The following is a 12,310-nucleotide window of genomic DNA, read 5'->3' as shown; positions in this document are numbered from 1 at the left end:
AAGATAACCAAAATGAAAAAGGGGGTATGTTAATTTACGTTAACATAAAGCTTGAAAAAGTGTCCTTTTTTTAAGTAGAAGATTAGGTGTATTTTAAAGTAAGATAGGTTTGTAATCTATAAAAGCCATAACCTAACAACGCTCCTACCATCATACCTGTAAGGACATCTAATGGATAATGAACACCTACATAAATACGGCTATATCCAATAGCAGCCGCCCAAAATAACAATATAAAAACAAGATTTCTGTATTTAGATTGTAAAGCAAGTCCAGCAAAAACAGCTGTTGCCATACTACTGGTAGCATGCCCTGAAAAGTAGCCATAACGCCCACAACGAGGAGCAATAAAACGCATGGTTTCCTCCCACGAAAATACTTTACAGGGACGAGGTCTTTGGATAAAGTTTTTAAAAAAATCTGAAATCTGATCGGTACAGGTAATCATAACTGCTACGATCACCATCGTCATAAACATTCCTTTAATACCAAATTTTTGATAGATAAAGAATAGCAATAATGCATATAAAGGAATAGAAGATAGCTTATTGGTTACTACCAACCAAAAACCATCCCATGTCTCTGTTCCGAGACTATTTAAAAAAAGAAAAAGTTCTTGATCATATTCTATAAGTGTCTCCATGTTATTTACTCCTGCTCATATTTGGCGATTTCCGAATCGTAAAATTCAGTAGCCTCTTTGATCGCATTTTCTGTTTCGGAAGCAAGCTCTGCTTCATCTTGTTTATCAAACTCTTCAAACCACTCAATTTCGTCTTTGGTAAGATCAATAATGAATCTTGGAAACTCTGTATGTATCACAAAAATAGCATCTCCATGCTCAGAGTGATCTCCTATAAGAAATTTTGGAATTGTCATTTTAAATATCGTATTGGTTAGTCAATAGGTATTATTGTTTTGCGTCCTAATTAGAAGTAAGGATGTGGTTTTGGGTACTTCTAATTAATTTTTTGCTAAGGTAATTAAATCTAAAATAGAGCATCACAGCAGATGCTGTTAATCCCGCTAATAGTCCTACCCAAATACCTTGGGCTCCCATTTGATCAGGTTTTCCCAAATACCAACTTATAGGAAGCCCTATGATCCAATAGGCTATAAAACAAATCCCTGTAGGAATATTTACATCTTGTAACCCTCGTAATGCACCTAAAATGGAGACTTGTATTCCATCACTCAATTGAAATAATGCTGCAATAATCAACAATTGAGAAGCAATTAAAATCACTTCAGGGTTGTCTATATATAAAGGAGGAAGCATCTCTTTTAGCAGTATAAATGCTACTGCAAACACAGCTTCGATTAGAAACACCAATAAAAAAATAGAAATAGCGATACGTCTTAAATTAGGATAATCCCTTTTCCCTTTTTGATTTCCTACGCGTATGGTTGCAGTGACACCAAGACCTACCGCAATCATAAAGGTCATTGAGGCTAGATTCAGCGCTATTTGATTAGCTGCCTGTGCATTGGTTCCTAAAATTCCTGATAAGAAAATAGCTGCTGTAAAAATTCCTACTTCAAAAAGCATTTGTAATGCGGTTGGAAAACCAAGACGAAATAGCTCTCTAAACTCTGACCATCTAATATGTGATACATTTGAGATCTGAAAATAAGGCTTAAATGTACGCTTTCGCGAAAGCATAAAAACGAGTAATCCCAACATAAAAAATCGAGAGATCAACGTACCCCAACCAGCTCCTACCACTCCAAGCCTTGGAAAAATCCATATCCCGTAAATCAAGAAATAGTTAAAAATAATATTAACCACATTGGCTACCAAGATAGCATACATGGCATATCGCGTTTGAGAAAGCCCATCTGCAAATTGCTTAAAGGCTTGAAAGATCATTAACGGAATCAAGGAAAACGCTACCACTTCCATATACGGAATCGCCAGTGCTACGACTTCATCAGGTTGGTCTAAATAATATAAAATAGGTTTTGCCAATAGTAAAGCTAAGAATAATAAAATCCCATTTATGGTACACATGATGATTCCATGATGAAAATGTAAACGCCCTTTTTCTATGTTGTTTGCTCCGTCTGTTTCTGCAATTAATGGCGTGATTGCAAAAGAAAAACCAATCCCTAGAGACAGTGCAATAAATACTAAGCTATTTCCCAAACTTATGGCGGCAAGTTGCGCAGCACCCAAACGCCCTACCATTAAATTATCTACCAGCGCCACAAGAATATGACCCAACTGACCTAACATAATAGGAAATGCTATGATAAGATTGCTCTTAAATTCTTTAGTATATCGGTCTAATCCCATGGTTACTTTTTGCTCTTTGGAGTCTATAATTCTCAACTCAAAAAGCTGGATACATTTTCGCAACAAAAATAAGACTTGCATCACAACTTACAGACTCACTTCTTACGAACTTATCATCATTTTTTAAATTATTATGTATCTTGTTAGTATGCTTACCCTACTAATAAGATACATATCATACCTCCACTACATCTAAATCCTATGATTACCGATCCTAAAGAAATAGACCAGATACTCCGAGAAATAATTAAAGAACACGTAGGCCCTTTACAAATTAGAAAAGACGAAGAAGACGTTCTAGAAGTGGCTGGAACAATTCCTGCAATGCAAGGAAAACAAAAAGTAGATGGTTTTTATTTTGCAAGTGTAATGCCTAAACCTAAAGACGTCCGACTGTACTTTTTTCCTATCTACACAGATGCTGAACGTTTTGAGCATATTGATCCCATGTTGCGCAAATGCTTAAAAGGCAAAAGTTGCTTTCACTTCAAAAAAATAGATGATGATTTAAAAACCCACCTTACAAGAATGATTGCTACGGGTATTAAAGTATATCAAGAAAAAAAGCTATTAATTACGTAATAACCGCAGTTGAATTATGTGATTTCATCGTAGTTTTACGGTTCTTGATCGAATAGTTTTTAAAAAAAATGATTCTTGCCGCAAAAGTCTTTACTTTTAATGTTCATATAAAAAAAATGAAGATGAAAGGGGCTCATTTTAAACTACTTATTTTATGTTTACTCGTATCCGTTTTTGCTAATGCACAAGTGGGTGTAGGCACAATAACTCCAAATGGAAAACTGACTATAGACGCTAGTGCAGAAACAACAGCAGCATTAGAACTAGTACCGCAAGCAACACCAACCACCAATCTCGCTAATGGACAGCTTGCTGTTATAGGTGACAAATTGTATATGTATGATCTTACTCGAACGGCATGGCTGAGTGTAGAAAGTACCGCTATTCAATTTGGACGTAACGGAGATGTAGATACAAATGCTCTTCATTATGGAGGTAATATGGTGGCTAATGATTCTGGTGCATTAATGCCTTTTAACGGAACCATTGTAGCCATTACTGCTATGGGGGCTTCTGGAGATGATACAGATTTCAATGTTAGGGTTAGAACCGCCGCTGGGACAAATTCTGTAAATGAAACATTTAGTCTATCTGGTCTAAGATATATTGACACTACCACAAATCTTGATTTTAGTGCTAATGAGCATATTACTGCAAGAGCGAGAGATGCCGCAACTACAACTACAGATGTGACAGTAATTATCTGGGTCAAATGGAGACAATAAAAATACTTTTATAATACATAAAAAAGGGAAGCTCGTAGCTTCCCTTTTTTATGTATTATATCGTTATCAACTTATTCTCTAACAGGCAACGTCATCAGTTTTCCTGGCTTTTGTATATAATTATCCATCATATAGAGTAAGCTCGTCATCGTAGCAGCACCTAATTCTAATTCTCTTTTATTTACCGCATCAAAAGTGTCATTTGCTGCGTGATGATAATCAAAATAACGCTGTGAATCTGGTCGTAAACCAGCAAGTACGGTTCCACTTCCTTTAAGTGGACCAATATCTGCACCACTCCCACCTCTTACGAAATAATGAATAAAGTAAGGTTCAAAAAGCGGTTTCCAACTTAAAACTTCATTGAAGTTTCTATCATCAATATCAAAAGAAAAACCTCTAGGCGTAAAGCCGCCTGCATCGCTCTCTAGTGCAAATACGTGTTTTTCGTTTTTGCTTTCTGCTACTTCAGCATATTTGCGTCCTCCTCGTAATCCATTTTCTTCATTCATAAAGAGTACGACACGTACACTGTGTTTTGGTTGATAATCAATAGCTTTCATAATACGCAATACTTCCATACTTTGTACAATGCCAGCGCCATCATCATGAGATCCGTCTCCTAAATCCCAAGAATCTAAATGTCCGCCTACTACCATATATTTATCTGGAAATGTACTTCCTGTAATCTCACCAATCACATTATATGATTGTACATCGGGTAAATTTTTACATCCCATAGAAAAGAAAAACTTTGTCGCTGGGTTTAATTTAAGGAGTGTACTTAACAAATCTGCTCCATTGGTACTAATGGCTGCCGCTGGGATACGTTGTGCGGGTTTTAAATCTCCATAAGACATAGATCCTGTATGTGGATAATCATCAAGACTATGGGTAACTGATCTTACAATAACACCTACGGCTCCATAAGCTGCGGCAGCTTCTGCTCCACTATACCGCTGATCTACACAACCTCCATACGCCTTAAAGGTATCAATAACATCTGCTTGCATTGGGCGATTAAAGAATACAATTTTACCTCCTATATTGGCAGCTCCCAATTGTTCTATTTCTTCTATACTTTGCACCTCTATCACGGATGCTTTTACACTTCCATTAGGTGTTGCGATAGATCCTCCTAATGCACAGATAGGCACTTGTGTTGTATTTCCTGATCCTGTATCTATAAACGCATATTCAGGGACACCCCTGACCCACTTAGGCACCATAACAGGCTGCAACCAAACTTTATCCAGTCCTACGCTGTCTAACTGTTCTTTTGTCCAGGTAACAGCTTGCTCTGCTCCAAGACTACCACTAAGGCGAGATCCTATTTGAGTAGATAAGTAATCAAGCCATTGATAGCTATTTCCATTTTTCAGGGCTTCATCATATATCTTTCTAATTTGAATGGAGTCATTTTGCGCTTTCGCGAAAGCGGACACCCCGCAAATCAAAATTAGAATTATCATTTTTTTTATCATCACCGTGTATTTATTCGTTGTTTAATTGAGTTCTATACAACTCAATATTTCCCTTTGTTTTATCGTCAAGTTCTGGTTCCTTAATGTCATCATAGGCGCTTAATGCTTCTAGCAAAATAGTTGCAACCGCTAGTCTAGCAGCAGGTTTATTATCTGCCGGAATCACATACCAAGGCGCATGAGGTTTTGAGGTACGGTTAATAGCATCTTCATAACAACGCTGATAGTCGTCCCATAGTTTACGTTCTTTCAAATCTCCTGCAGAAAACTTCCAGTTCTTTTCTTTTTTGTCTAAGCGACGTAACAATCTATTCTTTTGCTCTTCTTTGGAAAGGTGCATAAAAAACTTATAAATAAGAGTCCCATTTTCTGATAAATGTTTTTCAAAGTTATTGATCTGCTCAAAGCGTCGGTCCCAAAAAGCATCATTGATATCGTCTACTGAATGTATGTTTGGTAAATTTTCTGCTAATATATATTCGGGATGTACTCTTGTGACTAATACATTTTCATAATGGGTTCTATTAAACACTCCAAATTTACCACGCTGTGGCAATGCAATATAGTGTCTCCACAAATAATCATGACTCAATTCTAAATCTGTAGGCACTTTAAAACTATAAACCTCTACACCTCTGACATTAAAATCTTTAAAAACTTCACGAATCAAACTATCTTTTCCTGATGTGTCCATCCCTTGTAAACATACTAAAACACTATAGGTATCATGAGCATATAAAGTATCTTGAAGTTTGCCTAGTTTTTTACGGACTTTACGAAGTTTTTTCTCTAACTCATCTTCTGAAAGTTCAGAAATTTTAGTTCCTTCAAAATCTTTTAGACGAATATTCTTACTGACTTTATATTGATCTAATTTTTCCATGAAATCTTAAATTTTTAATAAAAAACTGTTTTTTATGCAATATAGTATTGTTAAAGCGTATTGTATCATAAAAAAATATCAATTTATTTGATATATTAGCTAGGTATAATTATAATAAAAACAATATGAAAAAAATTACTCTATTAGCCCTGGGACTATGTATCTCAGGAATTAGTTTTGCCCAAGAAAGTATTTCTTCTGCAGGATTTGAAATTACTAACAATGTCTCAGCTACTACTGCAGCTGCTCAAGTTGCTTGTACTACAGAAATAGTAAGCACATCTATAGACATGGGATTTGGAAATCTTAATGCAAATGAAGTAGGAGATAACTTCACCGTACCCGCAGATGAATTCTTTGAAATTACAGATGGTACTGTTTTTGTAATTGCAGATAACACATCTGATGCGGCTACATTTGCTAATTTAGTCATTCGATTATATGAGAGTGCAGGAGAATTTCCTAGCACAATCATAAGTGAAGACATTATCGTATCTCCAACGGTAACAGACTTAGGAGATGTGAATGCTTCTTTGAACGCTTATCAATTGGATTTTACTCTCAACTCATCGGTTACTCTTGAAGCACCAGGTGCAGAAACAGAGTTTTGGTTTAGTGTATTTCTTCCAAATAGTACATCAGCAAGTAATTTCCTAGAAACTACTGATGAGACAAGTGATACTACTCTTGCTGCATTCAAAACTGGTAATGACCCTGCAGCTGCATGGTCTAATACATTTACAGACGGAGGTGGTAATCCAGCTACCTTACCTCCAGGAGTAGCATATAATCTTAACGGTGATTGTGATCCATTATCTGTAAATGATAATGTACTTGCAGATAATATTTCTGTTTTTCCTAATCCTACAACTACAGATTTGAATATCAACTTTGCTAGAAACTTTGGTGCTACAAATGTTGCTGTTATTAATGTAAATGGACAGAAAGTACTCAATGCTTCTATGGAAGGATTTGGAAACAATACGATTGCAACTAGTAAATTAGCAAATGGTATTTACTTTGCTCAAGTAACCACTCAAGAAGGTACTACTACTATTAAGTTTATTAAAAACTAATAGAAAGACATTTTCGTTTTTATATAGTAAATAACAAAAACGCCGTGATCAAAATGATCACGGCGTTTTTATTTATAGCTAGTTTGTGTAAGACCTTTATTTACTTGCAAACAACTTTACATCATCTTCAGAAACTTCCTGACCACTTAAAATGATAAGGCGTTCTACGACATTACGTAATTCTCTAATATTTCCTGTCCAATCATAATCTTGTAATAATTTTATAGCTTTCTCAGAAAACTTCTTATCGGCATTTCCTTGTTCTTGTGATATCTTTTTTGCAAAATGGTTAATCAACAATGGAATATCCTCTCTACGATCGTTTAAAGACGGTACTTGTATAAGGATAACCGCAAGCCTATGATATAAATCTTCTCTGAACCTTCCTTCTTCAATTTCTTTTTTGAGATCCTTATTTGTAGCAGCAACAACACGCACATCCACTTTAATATCTCTATCACTCCCAACACGTTGTACCCGACTTTCTTGAAGTGCTCTTAGTACTTTTGCTTGAGCAGAAAGGCTCATATCTCCTATTTCATCAAGAAATATGGTACCTCCATTTGCTGCTTCAAACTTTCCAGCTCTATCTTTATTTGCTGAGGTAAAAGCTCCTTTTACGTGTCCAAAGAGTTCACTCTCTATTAACTCTGATGGGATTGCTGCACAATTCACTTCTATTAATGGACCATTGGATCGCTCGCTTTTTTCATGTAGCCAATGGGCAACAAGTTCTTTTCCTGTCCCATTAGGTCCTGTTACTAAAACACGTGCATCAGTTCCAGCTACCTTTTCAATCATTTCTTTTATTTGAGAGATCGCATCACTATTACCTATCATCTCATACTTTTTACTCACTTTCTTTTTAAGTAACGTATTTTCTACTACGAGATTTTTTCTATCTAGTGCATTACGGACGGTATTGAGCAATCTGTTTAAATCTGGTGGTTTTGAGATATAATCAAAAGCTCCTAGGCGCATGGTATTTACTGCAGTATCAAGATCGCCATGTCCAGAAATCATTACCATAGGTGTTTCTGGCTTTAGTTTTTTTGCTGCTTCCAAAACTTCAACACCATCCATCTTTGGCATTTTTATATCACAAAGCACCAAATCATAATCTGTCTCTTTAATTTTATTTATGCCTTCTAGCCCATCTTCGGCTTCTTCTACCTCATAATCCTTATTTTCTTCAGAAAGAATTTTTGTAAGTACTCTGCGTATGGCGGCTTCATCTTCTATAATCAATATTTTAGGCATATATGTCTTTTTGTTTTATAGCTATCTAATCAAATACTATTCCTTTTTGGCGTACATGTGTACATCTCTTTGTGGGAAAGGTATCGATACATTATTATCTCTAAAGAGTTGATCTATCTTATATCTCAATTCACTTTTTATACGAAGATCTACAAAACTATTACTGGTAAAGAAATACAATCCAAATATTAATGCAGAATCCCCGAAATCTTCAAACAGTACAAAAGGTTTTGGATTTTTGAGAATATTTGCCTGTCCTTCCAAACTTTTCAACAATAGCGCCGTCACTAGTTTTGTATCACTTCCATAAGCAACCCCTACACTAACGCTCTCTCTTGTTGTTTTATGATTTTGAGTCCAGTTATATACTGTTTCTGTTAGGAACTTATGATTAGGGATTACAATTACCTTATCATCTCTGGTTAATGCACGTGTTGTCCTTAACTTAATATCAAATATTCGACCTACTTTCCCATCATCAAATTCAATAATATCGCCTATATGCAAAGTCTTGTCTAAGATGATAAAGATCCCAGACAATACATCTTGAAATAAGGTTTGCAACGCAAATCCTAATCCTACAAACAGCGCAGCAGATGCTGTTAAGAACACCGTAACATCTATTCCAGATGCGCTGAGTACAGCAATAACAACTAGAATATAAATAATGTATTTTGCAAAAGTAAATATGCTATTGAACTTATTACGATCGTCTTCTGGCAGTCTTTTTGATACTAGCTTTCGCGAAAGCTTAAGTAGCCTTCCCATAATAATAAATGCAAAAACAACAAACAAGAACGTACCTATAGTGATATGAATTTTTTTATTATCAGGACCAAAATGTAATCCTAGATTTAAAAAATCCACAATACTCCCCCAGATATCATCAGTAATGACATCTTTTACCTTGTCTACAGCCTCTTCGACCTTCTCTGCTGTTTCTTCTTGTGTATACATCAATATTTTAACCATTTAAAAAGCTCCCTATAGGTAGGTTTTTTACCATACATTAAGATCCCAACTCTGTATATTTTTGAACCAAACCATACGGTAAAGATAAAAGAAGCAATTAATAACGTTACAGATAATGCAAGTTGCCATGCTGGCACCTCAAACGGAATGCGCATAAGCATCACTATAGGTGATGTAAGAGGAATGATAGAAAATACGGTTGCCACGGTTCCGTGAGGGTTATCTATCACAGCAAAAAAGCCTACATAAATAGCAAGCATTAAAGGCATAATGATAGGCAACATAAATTGTTGTGTGTCTGTTTCATTATCTACCGCAGCTCCAATCGCTGCATAAATAGAGCTATATAAAAAATACCCTCCTATAAAGTAAATAAGAAAACCGAAAACCAATTGTAGCAACGGTAATTTACTGATTTCTGTAAAGATTTCTGTCAACTTATCTGGATCGCTAGCAATCGCTTGTGCTTCAGAATTTACAGCTCCAGAAGTTGTAGAGGGATCTATATCAAACACGACTTGCAGCACAACCATCAATACACCTCCTAAAATTACCCATATCGTAAACTGAGTAATCCCTGCCATCGTGGTACCTAAAATTTTACCTAGCATTAACTGGAATGGCTTAACCGATGAGATAATCACTTCTATAATTCTATTCGTTTTTTCTTCTATCACACTACGCATGACCATATTGCCATAGATAATAATAAACATCATAAGCAAATATCCAGCTGCACCTCCAAATGCGGCTTTGATCCAATTACTCATTTTTGAAGATTTCTCTCCAGAATAATTTTCTATTGCCAAATCAATATTCTTTTTTGAATTCTCAATAACGACAAGGTCTACGCCTTTATCAATCAATGTTTGATCAGTTAGTTTTTTTTCTATTCGCTTCTCAATACTTTCTACCAGACCAAAAGAAGGGGTTTCTTTTCCATAAAAGGTAATGCTAGATGTGAGACCTTCTCTATCTGACGGAATATGAATTAATCCATAATAGTCTTCTTTCTCAGCAATTTCCTTTGCGTTTTCAAGTCCTTGGACTGATAAATCAATATAGGTTGTTTGATCTGTATTTGTAAATTCTGCTTCAAACAAACCTGAGTCATCTACAATTACAATGGTGCGTTTTGTATCGCTGTTTAATTGTGTGAGATACGTAATTAAGAAAACCATACCCACTAAAATAAGCGGACTCAAAAAAGTCATGATCAAAAATGACTTATTACGTACTCTCGCCTTGTATTCTCTTTTAATAATTAATGACAATACACTCATATACTTTCATTTACAGTTTGGATAAATATATCATTTACACTAGGAATTACTTCTGTAAAGTGGGTCACTTGCCCGTAAGATTGTAGTTGTTTCAGCAACTCATTTGGACTCCCTTTGTCTCCAAGTTCAATGCGCAATTTTAGTTCATCTCCAAGAGATTTGAATTGTGCAGGTGTTACTTGAAACTTGGATTTTAAATCTGTTTCCGCTTTCGCGAAAGCGGACTCATCCACCTCCACACCTATATCAAACGTATTATTTCTGTACTGACGTTTAATCGTATTAATCTCTCCATCCAGGATTTTATTAGACTTATGAATCAGTGCAATGTGATCACATAATTCTTCTACAGACTCCATACGGTGTGTGGAGAAAATAACGGTAGCCCCTTCATCTCGCAATTGAAGAATCTCGTCTTTAATAAGATTTGCGTTGATAGGATCAAAACCACTAAAAGGCTCATCAAAAATGAGCAGTTTAGGATTGTGCATTACCGTGACTACAAACTGAATTTTCTGTGCCTGACCTTTGGATAATTCTTCGATTTTTTTATTCCACCAAGCTCCAATGTCTAGTTTATCAAACCAATGTTTGGCTCTTTTTTGTGCCTCTGCTTTTGAGAGTCCTTTGAGTTGTGCCAAGTATAACACCTGCTCACCTACTTTCATAGATTTGTACAACCCACGTTCTTCAGGCATATAGCCTATATCTCGGATATGATGCTGTTCTAATGGGGCGCCATCTAGGGTAACGCTTCCCGTATCTGGCATCGTGATTTGATTAATGATACGTATAAGTGTCGTCTTTCCTGCACCATTAGGGCCTAGAAGTCCAAAAATACTTCCTTGAGGTACAGCTATAGACACTCCGTTAAGTGCAGTAAAGTTTCCAAATTGCTTAGAAACTGTATCTGCCACAAGTAATGAATTCATAGTTACTCTTTAGTAGGCTAAAGATAGGAATAAGCACACAGAGAGTTGCGATTATTTAGGAGATTTTATGAATGTACTTAATTACTACAATTCCCGTCTATTAAATCCTGCAATGTTGGGTTAAATGAATTGATCAATATTAAAACATCATCATTTGAAAGACCAGATATACTATTTCCCAATGCACAAAAATCTGTAAGAGATAAATTGCCTACTACATTAAGGCCATTTGTTATTGTTGTAATATTCTCTAAACCATCTAACGTTTCTAATTGAATATTATCTGAAATAAAAACACCAAGAAGGTCACTTGTAACTGCACTTAATTCTTGAAGATTTGTAATATTTGGATTGTACCAAAGGGAAAGGCGATTTATATCAGTAATATTTTCTACTCCTGCAAGACTTATCCCTTGAAAACCTTTAATACGTAACCATTCTACTTCTGTCAAATTACTTAAAAATATTAAAGATGTAAATGGTTGTGGAACTGGCGGTATGTCGCCACAACCAAGAAAAGGTCCGCATTGAGCAATTAATTCTTCAAATTTTACAATACCCATGATAGAAGGGATTCCATCCTGAATAGCATCTAAACTAGTTAAACTGTCATTTCCTTCAATGATTAAATTACCACCAGAAGCTATTGAAATATTTTCAAGACCATCTAAGGTTTCTATTTCTCTGAACACATAAATCTCAAGGGACGTTACTGTCGAGTTTACAGAACTAAAAGCATCTAATGAAGTGATATTAGCATTACCATATAAAACTAAAGACCCTGTAATACTAGTCAAATTATGTAGCCCATTTAAAC

The 12,310-nt window shown here is 35.5% G+C and carries 13 protein-coding genes; 3 read left to right on the top strand and 10 right to left on the bottom strand.

Features of this window, described 5'->3' with window-relative positions:
- Positions 1–82: 82 nt before the first annotated feature.
- Genes Q0505_RS10905 through Q0505_RS10895 form a run of 3 tightly spaced genes read right to left on the bottom strand, consistent with a single transcriptional unit; the run spans position 83 to position 2,296 of the window.
- Positions 83–643, bottom strand: coding sequence for a phosphatase PAP2 family protein (locus tag Q0505_RS10905; protein ID WP_299212694.1), 561 nt, complete (start codon positions 641–643; stop codon positions 83–85).
- A 5-nt stretch (positions 644–648) separates the two neighbouring features.
- On the bottom strand, positions 649–879 hold the full coding sequence (locus tag Q0505_RS10900; protein WP_299212692.1) for a hypothetical protein: 231 nt from the start codon (positions 877–879) through the stop codon (positions 649–651).
- 46 nt (positions 880–925) lie between these two features.
- Positions 926–2,296 carry an MATE family efflux transporter gene (locus tag Q0505_RS10895; protein ID WP_299212691.1) on the bottom strand — a complete coding sequence of 457 codons (1,371 nt, stop codon included), beginning with the start codon at positions 2,294–2,296 and terminating at the stop codon, positions 926–928.
- 201 nt (positions 2,297–2,497) lie between these two features.
- Here Q0505_RS10895 and Q0505_RS10890 point away from each other — a divergent pair, with 201 nt between their 5' ends.
- Both Q0505_RS10890 and Q0505_RS10885 read left to right on the top strand, forming a co-directional pair.
- On the top strand, positions 2,498–2,878 hold the full coding sequence (locus tag Q0505_RS10890; protein WP_299212690.1) for a hypothetical protein: 381 nt from the start codon (positions 2,498–2,500) through the stop codon (positions 2,876–2,878).
- Positions 2,879–2,994: 116 nt separating this feature from the next.
- On the top strand, positions 2,995–3,603 hold the full coding sequence (locus Q0505_RS10885) for a hypothetical protein (protein ID WP_299212689.1): 609 nt from the start codon (positions 2,995–2,997) through the stop codon (positions 3,601–3,603).
- A gap of 71 nt (positions 3,604–3,674) precedes the next feature.
- Here Q0505_RS10885 and Q0505_RS10880 read toward each other — a convergent pair whose 3' ends face one another.
- Positions 3,675–5,075 carry a M28 family peptidase gene (locus Q0505_RS10880; protein WP_299212688.1) on the bottom strand — a complete coding sequence of 467 codons (1,401 nt, stop codon included), beginning with the start codon at positions 5,073–5,075 and terminating at the stop codon, positions 3,675–3,677.
- Between the two features lie 22 nt (positions 5,076–5,097).
- Complete coding sequence (locus Q0505_RS10875; protein WP_299212687.1) at positions 5,098–5,970, bottom strand: PPK2 family polyphosphate kinase; 873 nt, start codon at positions 5,968–5,970, stop codon at positions 5,098–5,100.
- A gap of 125 nt (positions 5,971–6,095) precedes the next feature.
- Between Q0505_RS10875 and Q0505_RS10870 the strand changes: the two genes are divergently transcribed.
- A complete protein-coding gene (locus tag Q0505_RS10870) occupies positions 6,096–7,046 on the top strand; it encodes a T9SS type A sorting domain-containing protein (protein WP_299212686.1) in 951 nt (316 codons plus the stop codon).
- A 96-nt stretch (positions 7,047–7,142) separates the two neighbouring features.
- Here Q0505_RS10870 and Q0505_RS10865 read toward each other — a convergent pair whose 3' ends face one another.
- From Q0505_RS10865 to Q0505_RS10845, 5 genes are all read right to left on the bottom strand, one after another.
- Positions 7,143–8,306, bottom strand: a complete 1,164-nt coding sequence (locus Q0505_RS10865) for a sigma-54 dependent transcriptional regulator (protein ID WP_299212685.1) — start codon at positions 8,304–8,306, stop codon at positions 7,143–7,145.
- A gap of 36 nt (positions 8,307–8,342) precedes the next feature.
- Complete coding sequence (locus Q0505_RS10860; protein ID WP_299212684.1) at positions 8,343–9,263, bottom strand: mechanosensitive ion channel domain-containing protein; 921 nt, start codon at positions 9,261–9,263, stop codon at positions 8,343–8,345.
- Positions 9,263–10,561, bottom strand: a complete 1,299-nt coding sequence (locus tag Q0505_RS10855; protein ID WP_299212683.1) for an ABC transporter permease — start codon at positions 10,559–10,561, stop codon at positions 9,263–9,265. Before Q0505_RS10855 ends, Q0505_RS10860 begins: the two co-directional genes overlap by 1 nt.
- Positions 10,558–11,493 (bottom strand): ATP-binding cassette domain-containing protein, encoded by a 936-nt coding sequence (locus Q0505_RS10850; RefSeq protein WP_299212682.1) that lies wholly within the window; start codon positions 11,491–11,493, stop codon positions 10,558–10,560. Before Q0505_RS10850 ends, Q0505_RS10855 begins: the two co-directional genes overlap by 4 nt.
- A gap of 77 nt (positions 11,494–11,570) precedes the next feature.
- The coding region (locus Q0505_RS10845; protein ID WP_299212680.1) for a hypothetical protein at positions 11,571–12,310 on the bottom strand (740 nt) is incomplete at its 5' end.

The sequence above is a fragment of the uncultured Dokdonia sp. genome, assembly GCF_937910895.1.
Classification (GTDB): Bacteria; Bacteroidota; Bacteroidia; order Flavobacteriales; family Flavobacteriaceae; genus Dokdonia.
This window is presented reverse-complemented; position numbering and strand designations above follow the sequence as displayed.